This window comes from Sulfophobococcus zilligii (genome assembly GCF_055398255.1).
This window is the reverse complement of sequence record NZ_AP042406.1, coordinates 1302663-1321491: the sequence shown is the minus strand read 5'-3', so window position 1 is coordinate 1321491 and position 18829 is coordinate 1302663. Positions and strand designations below refer to the sequence as shown.

Genomic DNA, 18829 nt, shown 5'->3' with positions numbered 1-18829 from the left:
AACCACTATGTAAAAAAATATTTAACTGTAATACCCTTATACTTAAACTCCGGGTGTACTATTGCCACTAGTAAACCCTAGCGAAGCGCTACGATTATTCATTGAGAAATATGGTGAAAAAGCCCTCTTTATTTTAAGGGCGATGTATGAACTCTCACAAGACCCTACTATAGACCACAGACTTGGAGACTTCAGCTATAAACACTTGGTTTTAAAACTTGGATCCATGGGTTTAGTCTATAATCCAATAAACATGCTTAGACTCCTCGAGAAAGAATTAGGGATAATCGAGAAATCCTATGTTTCAAGTAATCAAACATGGTGGAGAATAGTAGATTTAGAAGCGGTTAGAAGCGTTCTCGGAGAATACTTTGGAGTAGAGGTTGAAGACCCCCGTGTAAAAGCACTACTCATCAAATATCGTAGCCTGGAACCTAGAAGCATACTCGAGTCTTTGAGACGAATGGCACTTAAAGAAAACCTTTCGAGACATGAGAGAGAGGAATTCAAGAAATTTGTCTTTAACACACTCGACAAAATCATTGAACTACTAAGTGAAATGGAGAACTATGAAGAAGTATTTACAGCTGAAATCACCGTGTTAAAGGAAATCCTTGGATTAGCTGACATTGTATCTAGTAAAATAGATAAACCAAGAAGTAGAATAATAATGAAGAAGACCGGTGAAACTCTAGATGCTGATACACGAATTAATACAGTCGAAAATCCTACCAGCACTGAGAGGGATTATAGCGCATAGACTAAACGAACACGGTATAAGCCAGCGTAGAATAGCCCGCTATCTAGAAATAACGCAACCCATGATTAGCAGGCTATTAAAGACTAGTATAGACGAGTACTATAGAATACTATTGGAGTTAGGGATACCACGAAGCATTCTAGACCACTATGTAAACATACTCGTTGATTTAATAGTAAACGACCAATATGAGAGATATATTACAACATCATTTACAATAATAAATCAGTTGGCAATGAAGGCAGCGTGTATAAACTATAAAGAGTTAACTAGTATCTGTCTAGAAGGCGATTTAAGAGACCCAGATATAGAGTACTATAGAAGTATACTTTATAGAGTTCTCTCAATACCAAACCTTGCATCTTTAATTCCCGAGGTAGGGAGTAATCTAGCATATGCTCCACGCCCACCTAGAAGTCTAAGTGATATAATTGGATTAACCGGTAGAATAGTAAAATCAGGGGGTGGAGTATCATTCTATGGCTTCCCCATGTATGGTGGAAGTAGACACGTCGGACGCATTCTCTTATTGGTTTCAAAATACAAGTCAAACACGAAATTCTGTATTAATATAAAGTATGATAGGAGAATACTGGGCAAACTAGAATCACTTGGATTAAAACTAGTTAAAACAGGGCCTCATCAAAACGAAGATGAGTATTGGACTGCTATTGAAAACAGTAGCGTGGAAAAACCAGATGTAATATGTGATGCCGGCGGGCTGGGACTTGAACCAATGATCTACATTATAACAGAAACACCCAGCCAGCTAATTGAATTACTCGAAAAGATAAGGGTGGAGGTAGTTGAATAGCGAGATATGTATTATTGGTGGAGGAGCTGTTGGAGGTGTATTAGCTTATTACTTATACAAGAGCGGAGTAGACTACATACCCGTCTACTACTCTAATATCGACTCGGTAAAAGAAGTATCTAGAAATAAAGGCATTAATGTAGTAGATAGAGTGCATGGTTTCGAAGTAGTGGTTCCCATAACACCAAGATGGATTCAAAACCCCATAGACAAATGCAGGTTTATATTCAATGCTGTTAAAGCATACCAAGTTCCAAGCACTCTAGCCTCAATGAAGAAACTCTTAGAACCAGGTGGAGTAGTATTAATGCTTCAAAATGGATTTGATAGTTTGGAGTTAGTAGAAGAACAAGTAGTACATGGTAAAGTAGCTGGTGGAGTAGTATACTATGGAGCAGAAAGAATTTCACCGACAACTATCGCATATACTGGTGGAAACACTATTATAGCTGGCTGTAGAAAAACAATATGCCCCGAGATAATAGAACTCAGCAGATTACTGAGACTTGGTGGATTAGACTTCAGATATACAAATGACATAGACTACTATAGATGGCTTAAACTAGCATTAAACTCCGTTGTAAACTCAATAACAGCTATTACAAGCTCTAAAAACAAAATAGTCCTGGAAGTAGAAGCACAAGAACTAGCTAGACAAATACTAATAGAGTTTATTGAAGCAGCCAGGTTGAAAGGCTACAACTTCGAACTAGACAAACTACTAGAATACATTAATCGAAATGTTAGAATAGTTGCTGAAAACACTTCGAGCATGCTACAGGATTTAACCCGTGGTAGTAAAACAGAAATAGACTATCTCAATGGATACATTGTATCTCTTCTAGGAGAAAAAGCACCCGTTAATAAAGCCATTACACTCCTAGTTAAACTACTGGAAAAAACACGGCAGAGTAGGCACTAACATATACTTCTGATAATAATTATTACTTTTATTATTCAATACTAAAACCTGGGATTAAAAATGAAAAATAAGATTACGGTAAGAGACATTTTAAAAATGAAGGGCGTTGAAAAAATAGCGATGATCACTGCTTACGACTATACAATGGCTAAACTCGTCGACGCTGCAGGTGTAGATATAATCCTCGTAGGAGACAGTGCTGGAATGGTTGTCCACGGTTTTGAATCAACACACCCAGTTACAATGGAAATAATGCTTTTTCATGTTTCAAGTGTAGCGAGAGCTAGGCCGAGGGCACTAGTAGTAGGCGATATGCCATTTCTAAGCTATGAAACCAGTATCGAAGAAGCCGTGAAAAACGCTGGTTTATTTATTAGAGCTGGAGCAGACGCCGTTAAACTCGAGGGTGGATTAGAATACGTGGACGTGGTTAAAGCACTTGTTAGAGCTGGTATACCAGTAATGGGGCATATTGGTTTAAACCCGCAGAGAGCACTACTCATTGGAGGCTATAGAAAAAGAGGCGTTAGCGACGTCGAAAGAGAAAAGATAATAGAAGATGCAAAAGCACTAGAAAAAGCAGGAGTATTCTCTATTGTAATAGAGTATACAGCCGCAGATGTCGCCGAAGAAGTAACAAGAGAAGTCAGTGTTCCCACAATATGTATTGGTAGTGGACCATACTGCGACGGCCAAGTATTAGTTTTACACGATGTTCTAGGATTAACCGAGAATCCACCACCATTCGCGAAGAAATACGTTGATTTATCACAAATCATTAAATCTAGTATTGAAAAATACGTAGAAGAAGTAAAGAAGGGAGTGTTTCCAAGTAGAGAACACTACTTCTATTCATATGAGAAAAAACAAAAACAATAAATCTACGGTGCTTCCCGCCTCCCAATTTTTATTTTTACACCGAGTATCACTATATCTCTATTAAATATCATTATGGCTACAATAACTAGCAAAACAGTAATTAATACATTTAACGCTACTGGAATCAATAGATTGATAATAGAGCCTGTAATTAACGAGACTAAATATATTGCTGGTAGAATTAGAGGGACGAAGCCGGCCAGTATACTCGTATAGATATTTACTTCTAGACCAATATACATCGTTATCATGGCAATAGCGATATATACAAGAGTAATAGGCGTAGAGAGCACACTAGCCGTTCTCTCATCTTGAGATAGAGAGCCGAGAATTATACCCATCGCACCCGACTGGAAGAGCCCCAATAAGAGTGGAATTATAAATGAAACAGCTAGGTGTAGACCCACATCAAATCCTAGTTCTCTACTCATATCCTCGAAGACCGATCCTATTTCAACGCCTTGTTCTTGCTGTATAGGCATTGAACTATAGATCATTCCAAATATTCCTCCGAAATACACGAGTCCAAATATAATAGTGGCTACAGAGGCCCCAATAATCTTGGCAGCCACTATTCTACTCCTCTTAATTGGCTGTGCCAAGAGCATTTCAAATGCTTTTTCTACTTTTTCATATGCAACTAGTTGTGACGCGTAACCAGCGTTTAAACCCATAACTAGTCCTAGAATAAACGGTATAAAAGAGCCGAGTACAAATAATCCAAACAATATTTGTTGACTCACTTCTCTCCCGTAAAATAGGACTCTATTGTATCTAGTAGCAACTTTGATTTGTAGGGGTTGCTCCACTCCATATAATTGAGCAGTTACTATTGGTATTAACGATTCAAATGCTTTAACTACTCCATCTACTAGGGCTGCTTTAGCTTGTATACTACTCTGTGAGAAAGAGTCTACTTTAAACATAGCATCTAGAAATACTATTGGTTGCCCCGTAGTAGAGTTCTCTGTAAAGCCCCTTGGTATTGAGATCCCGATTCCATATTTTTCCACTGCTTCAACTAGACTACTACATTGTTTAATCCTCCCGTTAAAAGACTGATTTAAGTAGAGTATAAGGGTCTTTGTAAACTCTGTTTCTTCCTCTAAAACAACTCCAACTTCACTTGTTAAAACGAGTTTTTGTGTTTGTTCTATACTAGTCCTAGTCACCGAGCCTATAAATACAAACATTACTAGTAAGAGAACTATTGAGATTATAAAAGCAGGGTTTTTGAGAAAAGCCTTTATTTCTCTTTTAACGAGTTTAATAAAGACCATTAATCACTACCTTTCTGTATTGTATCTCTCTAGTGATAGTTTTATTCTCAATGGGTCTAAATATATTTCACTAGCATTTATTTCTCTGAGAATAGTAAAAGCGTTTTCAACAATGTTTTCTCCTCTCATTTTTGCTAGACTATATAGTGTTTCACTAAAAGACCATGGATAAAATATCCAAACCCATCTATCTAGTTTCTCCACGTAGTAGTCTGGTTTAAACGCACTTGTAGATTTATAGTGGAGAACAGCTGTTTTAACCTCTACAGCTCCATAATCATAGAGTATTCTTACTATTTTACTCATAGTTGAACCTGTATCAACTACCTCGTCGACAACGAGTATTTTCTTGTCTTTAAATCCATGGCTTTTAAACGACTCTACGACTGGCTCATTATGTATTCTTCCCCCTATCCCCCAAAACCTTGATCTTACAACGACTAGTTCATCGACTCCTAGAATATCACTTACTATTCTAGCTGGAATTAATCCACCTCTAGATATAGCAACTATGACTTCGGGTGATTCACCAGCATCCAAGAGAAGAGAGGCTAGTTTATAACAGTATTCTATTGCTTTACTCCAAGAAATATAATGTATCTCCATGATCCCCCCGGAAGCATTGATTAAAGTAATCATAAGGTAGCCGCTATACTACGAGCGGCAATAATGCCTGTTGCCGCTGCTCCATTTATTCCACGTGATAGCCCTGCTCCATCTCCAGCCACGTATAATCCCTCAATATTGGTCTCCATATCTCTATTTACTTCTACAGCCACACTATAGTATTTGATCTCGGGAGCGTAGATTAGTGTTTGTGGTGAGGCTATTCCAGGGTAGATAATGTCCAATCTACTAATTGCTTCTAAGATATTTGCCAATACTCTATGTGGCATAACAAGGCTTATGTCACCAGGTGTTGCATCTCGCAGTGTTGGTGTAATAGTGCTTCTAGCTATTCTCTCCCATGTACTCCTCCTACCTTTTTCTAGGTCGCCTAGTCTCTGTATTATTGGTTTTCCAACTCCTACTCGAGTAGCCATTCTAGCAATAGATTTACCTAGTTCCAATACATCTGTATATGGATCTGTAAGTCTGAGCCTAACGAGTAGTGCGAAATTAGTGTTTTTTGTCTTTATCTCTCTATAGCTCTCGCCGTTTACTCCGACTGTTCCATCAGCATAGTATTCTTTTATTACAAATCCCTGTGGATTAGTACAGAATGTTCTAACCATGTCGTCGTATGTTTTAGTATACATTATTATCTTGGGGTCGTAGTTTATACTTGTAACGTGTTCTGTAATATAGTGTGGAACCTCTACTCTCACACCAGCATCTAGAACTCCTGGCTTAATGTCAACACCTAGTTTCTCAGCTATTTTCCTCAACCAGTCTGCTCCACCCCTACCCGGCGCGATCAATAATTTCCTAGCGTGGAATTCACCCCTATTCGTTTTTAGTTTAAAACCGCCTTCTCCGCGTTCAACGTCTTCCACGCTTGTAAAACTATATATTTTAACGCCTTTGTCTTCGAGGTAGCTGGTTATATTGTCAACGATTTTAATTACGACTTCTGTTCCAAGTATTCGTTGAGGTGTTGGAATATATTTTGCTCCAGCTTTAGCGGCTAGTTTTTCTATATGTTTCGCCCTCTTGGGGTCTGGTGTAAAGAGGCTGTCTTGTGGTGCACCGAACTCCAAGAAGAATTCGTCTACTCGTTTAATGACTTCTTCAGCGGCCTCCCAACTACCCAGTAGTTTATCTAGGTCTCCACCTACGTCTGGTCTTAGATTAATTATTCCACTACTAAATGTACCAGCTCCTCCAATACCGTGGAGTACATGGCATATACCACACGTTTTACAATTGACTACGTTTGCCGGCGATCTCCACCAATCTGGTGATTTAATTGCAATTGGACACTTTCTCTCAGTTACCCTTCCACCCTTTTCAAATAAAGCTATTTTCAAGTCGTTTCTCAATTTTGTTAATTCAATTGCTGCAAATAGTCCAGCTGGGCCTCCACCAATAATTGCAACATCATAATCTCTCATAATTCCACACCTAGATCACGCGTTCTATCAACGACATCTTCTAAAAACTCACCTGTACCAATTAAAACCACTGGTTTCTTCAAAACCGACTCCACTTCTTCAATCCATTTCTTGGCTTCTCCTGGTAGTTTATCCCAGCTTCTAACATGGCTCGCCTCGGGGAATAAAGCGTCGAGTTTAGTAATCGCTATACATGTAGCAGAATTCAACATCACCGCTCTCTCAGCTAGTTTAAAGTTAAATGGAGCCGCTCTCCTTAATCTACCGGTTACAGATGCTTTTTCAACCCACCCTCTCTTCTCCGCCTCTTCGGGTTTTAACTCGCCCTCCAAAGGACCCTCACCAACTCTCGTTACATATGCTTTAAAAACAACTACTATGTTGTCTACGCGTTTTGGTCCAATACCGATCTCTGAGAGTATACCTGAAGCAGTTGTATCTCTACTCGTTACATATGGATATGTTCCATGATAGAGAGATAGATATGTTCCCTGTGTACCCTCAACCAATATTTTTTCTCCATTATCTAAAGCCGTATTCAATAATAACGCTGTATCAACAAGGAATTCTCTCAGCTCTACAAAGTCTCTTGCTAGTTTTAATCTACGTGCTACTCTATCCATCATTGCTGCTCCAACTCCTTGGAGAGTAGAACCAATACTCTTTAAAACAGCGTCTTCTCGCTCTCTTACCACGTGCTGTTCTTCTATTACACCTGTTTGATAATCAATAAACACTCTGTTTCTCGTATTTGTCTCTTCTATTTCTTTAGAGAACACGTCGAGCCGTATGAGTGCTCCTGGTGGTATTACTAGCTTAGTTGATGGATTAATAAAACTAGTTGGAATACACCTTAACTTATAGGTTTTTCCATTATAGACAATTGTGTGTCCAGCGTTAATAGCTCCTGTTCTAACAGCGTAATTATAGTTCTTGGCTAATCCAATATACCCAGCTATCTTGCCCTTTCCTTCATCACCAAAGAATCCTCCAACTACAACCGTGAGCACTTCCACCACCTCTTTAACATGGTTCTATTGTACTAGGTGGTTTAGTCGTCACAGCATATGTAACCATTGTAACTTCATCTATTTCCCTGGTAATTCTACTCGAGATCTCGTCTAGTACATAGTATGGTATTTTCGAGTAGTCTGCAGTCATGGCGTCAGTGCTTTCAACTATTCTTATTGTGACAATGTAGCCGATTCTCCTCGAGTCTCCTTTAACTCCAATCCACTTGTCATCTCCAACCACGGCGAAGGCCTGCCATACCTTGTCATATAACCCGTGTTTTCTGAGAGCTTCTTCAACTATGTATGTGGCTATCCTACAAATCTCTAGCTTCTTCCTGTTGAACTCGCCAATAACTCTCACTGCTAGTCCTGGGCCTGGAAACGGGTGTCTCTTTACAAAGTAGTCTGGTAGTCCGAGCATTCTCGCTATTTCCCTTATTTCATCTTTATAGAGGTATTTCAATGGCTCGACTACAACATACTTTTCTCTAAACCAACCGGGTAAACCAGCAACATTGTGGTGGCTTTTAATCTTGTCTGCTACACCAGTCATTCCACTCTCTACGATATCTGGGTACGTAGTTCCCTGAATAAACAACTCTGCGTTTTCCTCCTCCATTATTTCATCAAATATTTTTGCGAATTCCTCGCCTATAATCCTCCTCCTCTCTTCACAGTCTCTAACACCCTCTAGTCGACTGAGAAAGCTCTCGGAGGCATCTACTACCATTGGATTTAATCCAATTCTACTCAGCATTTCAACTACTTCTTCTGGTTCATTATACCTGAATAACCCGTGATTTACAAATACTGGTATTACTCTATCACCCAGTACTCTTCTAGCTATATAGGTGGCTATTGTTGAATCTATTCCACCACTAATAGCCGATATCACTGGGCCGTCGACAGACTTGTATTTTTCTAGTTCACTCACTACTGTGTTAAAGTAGTAGTCTCGTGTCCACTCTCTCTTTAAACCAGCTATATCAATAAAGTTGTTTAGTAAATCTAGTCCTTTAACAGTGTGAGAGACCTCGGGGTGGAATTGAACAGTGTAGACTGGTCTATTGTTTACAGTGTATTTAACGGCTGCAATATAGTTGTTTTCAGAATAAGCCAATACCACTCCATTGTCTGGAACTTCTTCTACACAATCTCCATGACTCATCCAAACATATTCACTTCTACTCCAATTTCTAAATAATGCGTCATCTACAACTATTTTTACTAGTACTCTTCCATACTCTCTACAACCACTTTTAACTCGTCCACCAAGTATTTTGGCAATTAACTGGTGTCCAAAGCAAATCCCTAGAACAGGTGTGTTTGTGTCGAAGAGTATTTTTCTAGCTACTTCTTCGACTAGTGGATCGCCTTGTAAGCTACTTCTGTGACTACCCGATAATATAATAGCTGAATACTTCGAGAGATCAGTGTTGAATATGTTTGTATATGGTTCTATAAAGGATAAAACGCCCAGTTCTCTTAGTCTCCTCGCTATTAAATGAGTGTATTGCCCTCCGTAATCAACTATTAGCGCAGTTCCTCCTTTTATATAAATTGTGTTGTGTTTCATATGTAGGTTAATGTGGGGTGGGGTTAAAATAATTATTGTGGTGGAACGAATTTCCCACTATATAAAACAAATAGAATGAATTATATGTTACTCCAAAATCTATATTTTTAAACATTACTTTGTTTCTGCAGTGGATTTTAGCTTTATGAATACTTCTTCGAGGTTTTGTGATCGTGTTTTTTCTTTTAGTTCTCCTGGTGTTCCCTCGCCTATGATTTTCCCCTTGTATATTATGCCTACTCTGTGTGCCAGGTATTCTACTTCTAGCATGTTGTGGCTACTTAAAAGTACTGTGATACCGTATTCCCTATTGTACTTCTTGATTAATTCTCTTATGTAAACAGATTTCTCTACGTCTAATCCAGCTGTTGGCTCGTCGAGTATTAGTAGTTTTGGCTTGCTTGCTAATACCACGCTTAGTGCTAGTATTCTCTTCATACCCTTACTATATGTTCTCACAGGCCTCTTCAAGTCTCTACCGAGCCCGCTTATCTCGACTGCTTCACTAATTGTTTTTTCTAATTCTCTTCCTTTAAACCTCGTTGACAACATGAATTCTATAAAGTCTTCGCCCGTGAGGTCTCTGTATGCACCCGCCTCCTCGGGGAGATAATTTATTAACTCTCTGACCTTCAATGGTTCTTTTACAACGTCATAGCCGAATACAAGTGCTTTACCACTTGATGGTTTTATCAGTGTTGCTAGTATGCGTAGAGTAGTTGTTTTGCCAGAGCCATTAGGCCCTATCAACGCATATATTTCTCCTTGTTTAACACTAAATGAAAGACCATTCAATGCAATAGTTGATTTAGCATAGACCTTGTAGAGGTTTTCAACATACACGGCCAGTGTATCCAACTATACCCCCATTAACCACTATAGAATACTATAATACTTAGACTATATATAACTCTAGAGTAGTTTGAATTCAAAGGAGAGGTGTATTTAGAGTGAAGTATAAACTAGTATATCTCGTAATAGATGGTGCTCCAGACAGCCTCAACGACCCTGCAACAACACTAGAACTAGCTGTAAAACCAGGACTAGATGAAATAGCTCGTAGAGGAATATGTGGAGCAATGTATACAGTGGGTAAGGGTATAGCCCCTGAAAGCGATGAAGCTGTAATCTCGATACTAGGCTATGACCCACATGAAGTCTACACGGGGAGAGGCCCTCTTGAAGCACTTGGTGCTGGATTAGAGTTTAGAGAAGAATACGAGGTCGCGTTTAGAGCCAACTTTGCAACAATAGACCCTGAAACAATGAAGATTATTGATAGACGTGTTGGTAGAAATCTCTCTACACAAGAAGCACGAGAACTAGCCAAAGCCCTTGATGGATTAGAACTCGGAGTATACGATGGATATGCAAGAGTAGTAGCCACTATTGGTCATAGAGCAGTAGTTGTAATCGGTAGTAGGAGTAGAAAGCTATCCCCTATGGTTAGCAACAACGATCCCGCATACGAGAGAAAAGGCCTCGCGAGTATTGCAGTTCCAAATCCAAAACCATATGTTGAACCAATAAAGCCATTGGAAAACACTGAAGAAGCTAGAATAACAGCTGAACTAGCAAACGCGTTCTTTAAAAAAGCAGTTGAAATACTTGTAAACCACCCAGTAAACATTGATAGAACAAGAAAGAACATGCTACCAGCTAATGCACTGCTCCTCAGAGATGCTGGTGGAAAACTACCACACGCTACACCACTAGGAGAAAAATACAAGTGTAAATTCGCTGTTCTAGCTGAAATGCCAGTAGAAGTAGGTATTGGTAGAGCTTTTGGAGCACACGTAATACCACTAGAACCACCCACTGGAGACCCCAGAAAAGACTATGAAAAGAGACTAGAAGCAACACTAAAAGCACTTGGAAACTACGACATAGTATACGTCCACTTAAAGGGGCCAGATGAACCGGGACACGATGGAAATGTAGAGTTGAAAAAGAAGAAAATAGAAGATATAGATGCATACTATGTACAGCCACTACTAGACTACTTAAATAAATATGCTATACTAGTAACATCAGACCATGCTACACCACCCAGTAGAAAATCACACACCGACGACCCAGTACCACTAGCCTTCTACGCGCCGGGTATACAGGGCGATAGTGTATCGAGATTCACTGAGAGAGAGTGTTTAAAGGGATCAATAGGGCTATTAGAGCATGGATGGCAATTACTACCAATGCTAGTAGAGAAATACCTGTCTTAACCACTACACGTAATTAAATCTTAAATTGATGGTTTTTATGAAGATACTTACACCACTACATGTCTCTGGTGTTTGGATACCTAGATATACCAGCAACCCCCTTGAAACGGGGAGTATTGGTGTAGGATTAAACCTAGCATTATACTCTATTGGCGAGTCTAGACCTGGGCCTTGTAGAATAGTATTCAATGAGAAGAGCGTACTAGATAAACAAGCAGAAATTATTTGTAGAGAAGCAGGGAGAGCCGTAGAAACCAGAATAGTCTCCCCAGTAGACCTGGGAGAGGGGTTTGGAGTATCTGCAAACATATTAATTACACATACACTAGGCTCATATCTACAAGCTGGTAAACCATCACTCAAAGCACTACAACTAGCCCACACATTAGAAGTAGAGTATAAAACAGGCCTGGGCGACGTAATTGCAGAGTATACTGGTGGAGTAGCAGTTAGAGTAGAACCTGGAGCTCCAGGCGTTGGGAGGGCTTATAGATTAATACCTAGAGAATACGTGAATCTACTAGTTGTAAGAACTGGTCTTAGAGAAGATACTGGTAGAATGCTTAGTAGAATGAATAAAGAACTATTGGATTACGGGGTATTCTTGTTAAACCGTTTTATTGAAACAGAAGATCTACGTGTATTCTTTGAATCAGCCCGTCTCTTTACTAGTAGATTGTTTGATTACTCATTGATCCAGGATGTAGTAGAGTCTTTGAAGGGAGTTGTAGACTACTACATGAAGAAATCAGCGTTGATAATTTGGATTGAGAGAGAATACATAGATGAAGCAGTATCAATACTGGAAAAGAGAGGGTATAAACCCCTCTCTACAACTATATCGCATATTGGTGTTACATGTGTTTATTCCACCAAACCACCCGAGAAGAACGAGTCTATTAATACGTGAAAAACTAGTAGAAGGATTTAAGAAAGGGCTAGTTGCCCCTGAAGGATTAATTGCACATGGTAGAGGAGAGTGTTTTGACTACTTAATCGGCGAGTCTACACAGCCCTTTGCAGTAAAAGCTATTGAAGCAGCTGTAGCAGGACTACTACTAGCCAAACACCCGGTTATATCAGTCAATGGAAACACCGCTGCACTAGTACCAGGAGAAATAGTTGAGCTAGCCAGAGAGTTAAATGCAAAAATAGAAGTCAACTTGTTCTATAGAACGAGAGAGCGAGAAGAAGCAATTGCAAAATGGCTTCGTGAGCACGGTGCACAAGAAGTGCTTGGTGTAGGAGAAGACGCCTCAGCAACTATTCCAGAGCTCTTCAGTGAGAGGCGTAGAGTAAGCCCTCGTGGAATACTAATAGCAGACGTTGTACTAGTCCCACTAGAAGACGGCGATAGAACTGAAGCACTTAGAAAAATGGGTAAAACAGTCATAGCAATAGACTTAAATCCACTGTCAAGAACAGCTAGAGCAGCAAGTATAACAATTGTAGATAATGTAGTAAGAGCAATACCACTAATGATCGAGAAAACCCGAGAATTCAAATTAAAACCCAAGAGCTACCTTGAAGAAATACTAAGGAACTATGATAACAATAAGATTCTACAAGAAGCATTAACACACATAAATGAGAGATTAAAACAATTATCAAATTCCAACCTAGTAATTCAATTCTAGCTCTGTCTCTACACTAATTCTAAACCATTACCATTATATAATTCAGCTATCCCACTAAAATCCCATCAAAATATATACTGTATTACTAGATATATATTCAAGTATAAAAGGGGTTGTTGAAGATATTTACTTAAGGGTATGGATATGAATCCATACATATTGATCTACATGATGTATGTAGGGATTGTGAATTCACGAGAATACCAGGAAAAATACTGTATATCTCAAGGTAAAGCGTTTAGTGAGTGTTTAGCTGAGTTGATGAGAGACTAGTTTACTCGAATTAATTCACTTTTTTTATTTTTTATTCCTCTCTGAATTAATCATTATAGGGCTTGCTTTGAATGGATTGGAAATACTAGATGTATGTATTGAAGTATACCATAGGGATTTTAATACACTATATAGTGCTTTTACAACTGATTTTGCTAGACGCTATCTTCCACGACTAAGCTCTACTTCTAATTGTAGTTCACCAGTAGCTACTATATACTGGCTTGAGGGTAAGGGGTTTGAAGTATTATCTACTAGCTTCTCCTCTGATAGAAACGATTTATATATTGTACAAGGAGAACCTCCATCTCCCTATATAAATGAATCTCCTGTTTTCTTTCTACTCCAAGTACTAGCTAGAGGACTTGCAAAGAAAGGATATGTTATGATCACTGATTCAATCTCTATTGGATTACCAGGTAGAAATATATTAATTCTTGGATACCCACACACTGGAAAGAGCACTATTACAACACTAGCAGTTGCAAAAGGATTTAAAGTATACTCAACTGAAAACACTATTCTCGGCGTCGATGAGGGCTCACTGAGAATACTTGGAGGTTCACGCGTACTCGTCTACGACCCTAAAGTCAAAGAGTTATTTAATATACATCTCGAGCCGACGAGTAGAACGAAACACGGATATGAAGTAGTAGACCTCGAAGAAAAAGTCATTATAGACCTAGATGAAAATATAGTAGACGAAATATACATTGTATACTCATCATTTAGTTCAAGGGGTTTCTCAGGCCAGCAGGTTAAAGGTAGAAAGGTAGAGAAGACACTATGGGTGTTTGCAACTAGTTTGCTGAAGGGATTGGACTACTATGCTCCAAGACCCCTAGATACACCACTAGATCAAACTGTAACTAAAACACTTGAAAAATTCATAGAAGTAGTTAAATCAAAGTATAATGGTAGATTCTACGAGGTATTTGGCTCGCCAGTTGAAATCCTCGAGGGAATAGTAGAAAACAAACTAGAATGTAGTAGCTAGTCAATGTGTGAAGTTGAATCCAAGTGGAATGGGAAAACGATAGCTACGTGTCTAGTTTCCTATGTTTTATAGTTGATACAGCTTTATCTAGTATTAATCTCGCAATTTCGTATTTTGCTAGTAGTCCGCGTGTTATTACACCAGTTTTATCTAGTATTACTGCATCTAGAAAGTCCTTGCCGAAGCCAGCGTGTTCTGATAGAATATTGTTTCCTACTATGAGGTCTGAGCTGTAGTCGTTCATTTTCTCCTGGATTTTTGCTAGTAGTTGGTCGCCGCCTACTGTTTCAGCTGCAAATGCAACAATATATCTCGGCTTGTTTACAATGTTCTTTATTACTTTTGGTGTTTGTTCTAATTCAACTACTAGTTTTGGGTGTTCTCTAGTACTAATCTTTGTTGTTTTTGTAGATACTGGTTTATAGTCTGCGGGAGCGGCTGCAAATACCGCTATATCGAATACATGGTTTGTAGTAATTTCTCTTACAGCTCTAGCCATGTCTTCTGTCGACTCTATTCTAATTGTTTTAACCATGTATGGTGGTTCAACCGACATATTACCATGTATTAAGACTACATCTGCCCCGCGACAAGCCGCTTCACGTGCAACTAGTACGCCCATTAAACCAGAACTTGGATTAGTAATTACTCTGACCGGATCTATATGTTCCACTGTTGCTCCAGCTGTTACTAGTACTTTCAAGCCCTCTAGATCTCTACCACGATTAACTACTGCATCAATACAGTGTGAGAGGTCTTCGAGGGGTGGGTATTTCGCCTTGTCTTCTTCGATTTTGGGTGGTATGACTACAACTCCCTCTTCGCGGAGTATATCTAGTGCTTTTTTGTATTGTGGTGAATTCATTAATCTAGTATTCATTGCTGGAACAACTATAACTCTCTTTCCATCTCCAAGCATTGTTACAGCTGTGAGTGTTAAAAGCTCATCGAGTATTCCATATGCTATTTTACTCATAGTGTTTAGTGTTGCAGGAGCAATAACCATCGCGTCGGCCCACTTAGTTAAATCAATGTGTTCTGTTTCACCAGTCATTTCCACAAATGGTTTTTGACCGGTTGCCCAGTAGAAAAGGTCTGGTGATATAAACTTTGTTGCAAACCTAGTCATAACTACTCTTACAATACCACCCATACGAATAAGTCTACGTGCTAAATCAATCGATTTATATATAGATGAAGAGCCAGTTACACCTAAAAGTATTTTCTTGTCTCTAAGCGGCTGTGTTGCTAGAAGACCTAGTTCTTCAACGGTGGGCGTACGTGATAATACCATAAATTATCCCTCTACCATATATTCAGAGTTGAGGGGGTATTTATGGAGGCTTTACACGTATACAACATCTTCGAGGAGGCTCAGAGAAAACTGCGCGAGAAAGCTCCTGGATACACTATTAGAAATGCTACTCGAGAAGACTTAGACAGCGTTATCAAGATCAACGAGGTATCACTCCCAGAACACTACCCCAGAATATTCTATGAGGAACTACTAGAAGACTGGGGCAAGGCCTTCTATGTCGCAGTGGCTCCAACCGGTGAAATTGTCGGCTATATCATGAATAGAATAGAGACAAAACCAGGCTTTTTCAAGCACTGGCTAGTAAAATCAGGCCACGTTGTAAGTATAGCTGTTTTAGAAGCACACAGAGGTAAAGGCCTGGGTTACGCACTAATGGCCTACGCGATGAAGACAATGTATGATGAATACAAGTGTAGTGAAACATACCTCGAAGTAAGAGTATCAAATAAACCAGCTATAACACTCTACGAAAAACTAGGTTATAAAGTAGTAAAAGTAGAAAAAGGCTACTACCTAGATGGAGAAGACGCATATGTAATGGCTAGAAAACTACCATAGTAACCCTTATATTGAAATCACGCCACTCATTAATCAAAATAGTGTTTTTACACTTAATAGAGAATTAGAGACATGCATTACTGTTCTCTCAAAGAACACCACTCACAGTATTCAATCACCAGCAAAAAACAGCTCTCTCAGAGCTAGAAATAAAGCAAGCTCTGCAATTTAAACATTTCTCAATCATCAACATTATTAAGTGGCCGCTTTTAAAAAACCATTGTGATTCAAAATGCCCATCTACCCTGTTAAACACGTTTCGTGGAGTGAAGTAGAAGACTGGAGTATGCGGCTAGCAGAGAAAATAGCATCTTCGGGTTTTAAACCAGATGTAGTTGTAGCTGTAGGCAGAGGTGGATATATCGTTTCAAGGTTGCTGTGTGATTATATAGACGTAGATAAACTCATAGCTGTTCCAATAAAATGGAGTGAAAAAGAAAAAAGAGAGGGAGAGAACTATCTAGCTGACTTAATAAGGTGTTTTATGACTAGAGAAGTAGATTCCTGTATAGCCAACGTCGTTAGAAACCTCTCAATTACGATCCCAGTAGAAATACAAGCAGACTTGAAAAACATGAAAAGTTTAGCAGTAGAAGAAGTCACTGCCACGGGTTTACATCTTGCAAAAGTTAAACAAATACTATTGGAGTGGGGGTCGTCAGAAGTAAAAACAGCTACACTAGTATGGAAAGCACAAACATCAACGCTAAAACCAGACTATACGTTTATAGAGCCAAAGCGATTTGTCTGGTTTCAATTCCCATGGTCGAGGATATCTGATTATCAACAATTCGTAAAAATACTCGTAGACGAATACAAGAAACAAGAAATACGATCAGTAGACATAGATAAACTAGTACATGATATTAAAAACTTCTATGGTTTTGAACCAAGCACAATACATCTCAAAAAAGCATTAAGAAACCTCGAGAAACACGGCATTATAAAAGTATTGGATAACAAAATACTGTTAATGAAAGGGTGTAATTAACAATTTAGAGTTTTAGCGTAAACCCTCATCTACTTACAGCTGGTTCGTTTTTCATTCCACTATGTTTCCATATAAATCGAGAGAAAACCCATCTATGTAGACTCCGCTAACAAGTAATATTTCAAAACACCGGGTCTACTTTAATCCTTAATAACGGCTTCTCTTTTAAGAGTATTTGAAGCTAGTAGTGGGGATAATGGGTGGAGTTTAAACCTATTAGTGATTTATTTAGAGATGAAGTGGTTGATCAGAGGGTCTGTATACGGGGCTGGATTTATAGGAGGAGTGTAGTTGGTAAAAAAGCGTTTGTTCGTGTAAGAGACTCATCTGGTGTAATACAGGTAGTAGTTGAAGCAAGCAAACTTGGAGAGGAGTTAGTAGATGAATTAAAGAATATTGGGCTAGAAGCAAGCGTTGTAGCGTGTGGGGTCGTCAAGAAATCCGAGAAAGCGCCTGGTGGATACGAAGTAGAAGCGGATTTATTCAGTATTGTAGGTTATAGTAGAGACTTTCCAATCAAGGGAGGAGAGGGTATAGACTACCTCTTAGACAATAGACACCTAGCTATTAGAAGCCCCAAATACTCCAAGCTATTCAAAATAAAACACAGTGTTCTCAAAGCTGGAAGAGAATACTTTATTAAACAAGGCTACTGGGAGGTAACACCACCAATAATTACAGCCAGTGCCTGCGAGGGAGGAGCTACACTATTCCCAGTTGACTACTTTGGAAGCAAAGCATATCTAAGTCAGAGCGCCCAGTTATACCTAGAAGCATTAATCTACGTGTTAGAAAAAGTATTTAGTTTAACACCGAGTTTTAGAGCTGAAAAATCCAGGACAAGAAGACACCTCGCTGAATACTGGCATTTAGAACCAGAAGCAGCATGGTATCACATGGACGACATGATGAAAGAAGCTGAGGGGCTAGTATCATATATTGTTGAAAGAGTACTAGAAGAGAGAAAAAGCGAACTAGTAGACCTTGGAAGAAACATAGAAGTATTAAAGAAAGCATTAAACACACCATATCCACGTGTAAAATACGATGAAGCAATAGAAATACTACAAAAGAAGGGAGTAAACATCAAGTGGGGTGATGACCTCGGCGCCGACGAAGAAAGAATTCTAACAATGGAGTTCGATACTCCTATATTCCTAACACACTTCCCAAAGGAAATCAAGAGCTTCTATATGAAGATAGATAGGTCTAGACCAGAAGTAGTCTTGGGATTCGACCTACTAGCACCAGAAGGATATGGCGAGATAATTGGTGGTGGTGAAAGAGAAGACGACTATGAAACACTATACAAGAGACTAGTAGAACAGGGATTAAACCCAGACGACTACAAGTGGTATCTCGACCTTAGAAGATACGGGTCGGTTCCACACAGTGGCTTCGGACTTGGAATAGAGAGAGCTGTAATGTGGATTGCGGGACTAGACCACATTAGAGAAACAATGCCATTTCCAAGATTTAGAGAGAGGGTTTATCCATAGAGTACTCGAAAAACAATATAATTCAATTATGAAGAA

General features: G+C 39.1%; 19 protein-coding genes. 12 read left to right on the top strand and 7 right to left on the bottom strand.

Annotated elements, in window-relative coordinates:
• Positions 1–61: 61 nt before the first annotated feature.
• From ACZ5YP_RS07480 to panB, 4 genes are read left to right on the top strand one after another with little or no spacing between them, the layout of a single operon-like run.
• Positions 62–760 carry a hypothetical protein gene (locus tag ACZ5YP_RS07480; RefSeq protein WP_464835118.1) on the top strand — a complete coding sequence of 233 codons (699 nt, stop codon included), beginning with the start codon at positions 62–64 and terminating at the stop codon, positions 758–760.
• Positions 696–1574 (top strand): thiamine-phosphate synthase family protein, encoded by an 879-nt coding sequence (locus ACZ5YP_RS07475; protein WP_464835117.1) that lies wholly within the window; start codon positions 696–698, stop codon positions 1572–1574. Before ACZ5YP_RS07480 ends, ACZ5YP_RS07475 begins: the two co-directional genes overlap by 65 nt.
• Entirely contained in the window at positions 1567–2496 is a 930-nt protein-coding gene (locus tag ACZ5YP_RS07470) for a ketopantoate reductase family protein (RefSeq protein WP_464835116.1), read from the top strand. The genes ACZ5YP_RS07475 and ACZ5YP_RS07470 overlap by 8 nt, the downstream gene beginning before the upstream one ends.
• Before the next feature lie 60 nt (positions 2497–2556).
• Positions 2557–3375, top strand: coding sequence for a 3-methyl-2-oxobutanoate hydroxymethyltransferase (panB, locus tag ACZ5YP_RS07465; protein ID WP_464835115.1), 819 nt, complete (start codon positions 2557–2559; stop codon positions 3373–3375).
• Between the two features lie 2 nt (positions 3376–3377).
• On the opposite strand, the gene ACZ5YP_RS07460 is transcribed toward panB, so the two are convergent.
• From ACZ5YP_RS07460 to ACZ5YP_RS07435, 6 genes are all read right to left on the bottom strand, one after another.
• Positions 3378–4655: an ABC transporter permease gene (locus ACZ5YP_RS07460; protein ID WP_464835114.1), complete on the bottom strand. Its 1278-nt coding sequence runs from the start codon at positions 4653–4655 to the stop codon at positions 3378–3380.
• Positions 4656–4661: 6 nt separating this feature from the next.
• Positions 4662–5261 carry a phosphoribosyltransferase gene (locus tag ACZ5YP_RS07455; RefSeq protein ID WP_464835113.1) on the bottom strand — a complete coding sequence of 200 codons (600 nt, stop codon included), beginning with the start codon at positions 5259–5261 and terminating at the stop codon, positions 4662–4664.
• 29 nt (positions 5262–5290) lie between these two features.
• On the bottom strand, positions 5291–6709 hold the full coding sequence (locus tag ACZ5YP_RS07450; protein WP_464835112.1) for an NAD(P)/FAD-dependent oxidoreductase: 1419 nt from the start codon (positions 6707–6709) through the stop codon (positions 5291–5293).
• Positions 6706–7719: an adenylosuccinate synthetase gene (locus ACZ5YP_RS07445; RefSeq protein WP_464835111.1), complete on the bottom strand. Its 1014-nt coding sequence runs from the start codon at positions 7717–7719 to the stop codon at positions 6706–6708. Before ACZ5YP_RS07445 ends, ACZ5YP_RS07450 begins: the two co-directional genes overlap by 4 nt.
• 13 nt (positions 7720–7732) lie before the next feature.
• Positions 7733–9298: a glutamine-hydrolyzing GMP synthase gene (guaA, locus tag ACZ5YP_RS07440; protein WP_464835110.1), complete on the bottom strand. Its 1566-nt coding sequence runs from the start codon at positions 9296–9298 to the stop codon at positions 7733–7735.
• A 114-nt stretch (positions 9299–9412) separates the two neighbouring features.
• Positions 9413–10156: an ABC transporter ATP-binding protein gene (locus tag ACZ5YP_RS07435; protein ID WP_464835109.1), complete on the bottom strand. Its 744-nt coding sequence runs from the start codon at positions 10154–10156 to the stop codon at positions 9413–9415.
• A gap of 92 nt (positions 10157–10248) precedes the next feature.
• Between ACZ5YP_RS07435 and ACZ5YP_RS07430 the strand changes: the two genes are divergently transcribed.
• The 5 genes from ACZ5YP_RS07430 (at position 10249) to ACZ5YP_RS07410 (ending at position 14427) form a co-directional block, all read left to right on the top strand.
• The gene (locus ACZ5YP_RS07430) at positions 10249–11520 is read left to right on the top strand and encodes an alkaline phosphatase family protein (RefSeq protein WP_464835108.1); all 1272 of its coding nucleotides are present in this window, start codon (positions 10249–10251) and stop codon (positions 11518–11520) included.
• 37 nt (positions 11521–11557) lie between these two features.
• Positions 11558–12430: a pantoate kinase gene (locus ACZ5YP_RS07425; protein WP_464835107.1), complete on the top strand. Its 873-nt coding sequence runs from the start codon at positions 11558–11560 to the stop codon at positions 12428–12430.
• Positions 12381–13157, top strand: coding sequence for a 4-phosphopantoate--beta-alanine ligase (locus ACZ5YP_RS07420; RefSeq protein ID WP_464835105.1), 777 nt, complete (start codon positions 12381–12383; stop codon positions 13155–13157). The genes ACZ5YP_RS07425 and ACZ5YP_RS07420 overlap by 50 nt, the downstream gene beginning before the upstream one ends.
• 144 nt (positions 13158–13301) lie before the next feature.
• Positions 13302–13430 (top strand): hypothetical protein, encoded by a 129-nt coding sequence (locus ACZ5YP_RS07415; RefSeq protein ID WP_464835104.1) that lies wholly within the window; start codon positions 13302–13304, stop codon positions 13428–13430.
• A 67-nt stretch (positions 13431–13497) separates the two neighbouring features.
• The gene (locus tag ACZ5YP_RS07410; RefSeq protein ID WP_464835103.1) at positions 13498–14427 is read left to right on the top strand and encodes a hypothetical protein; all 930 of its coding nucleotides are present in this window, start codon (positions 13498–13500) and stop codon (positions 14425–14427) included.
• Positions 14428–14470: 43 nt separating this feature from the next.
• Here ACZ5YP_RS07410 and coaBC read toward each other — a convergent pair whose 3' ends face one another.
• A complete protein-coding gene (gene coaBC, locus ACZ5YP_RS07405; protein ID WP_464835102.1) occupies positions 14471–15721 on the bottom strand; it encodes a bifunctional phosphopantothenoylcysteine decarboxylase/phosphopantothenate--cysteine ligase CoaBC in 1251 nt (416 codons plus the stop codon).
• Positions 15722–15763: 42 nt separating this feature from the next.
• Between coaBC and ACZ5YP_RS07400 the strand changes: the two genes are divergently transcribed.
• The 3 genes from ACZ5YP_RS07400 (at position 15764) to asnS (ending at position 18793) form a co-directional block, all read left to right on the top strand.
• The gene (locus ACZ5YP_RS07400; protein WP_464835101.1) at positions 15764–16303 is read left to right on the top strand and encodes a GNAT family N-acetyltransferase; all 540 of its coding nucleotides are present in this window, start codon (positions 15764–15766) and stop codon (positions 16301–16303) included.
• Between the two features lie 232 nt (positions 16304–16535).
• Entirely contained in the window at positions 16536–17294 is a 759-nt protein-coding gene (locus tag ACZ5YP_RS07395) for a phosphoribosyltransferase (RefSeq protein WP_464835100.1), read from the top strand.
• A gap of 200 nt (positions 17295–17494) precedes the next feature.
• The gene (gene asnS, locus ACZ5YP_RS07390) at positions 17495–18793 is read left to right on the top strand and encodes an asparagine--tRNA ligase (RefSeq protein WP_464835099.1); all 1299 of its coding nucleotides are present in this window, start codon (positions 17495–17497) and stop codon (positions 18791–18793) included.
• Positions 18794–18829: the final 36 nt, after the last annotated feature.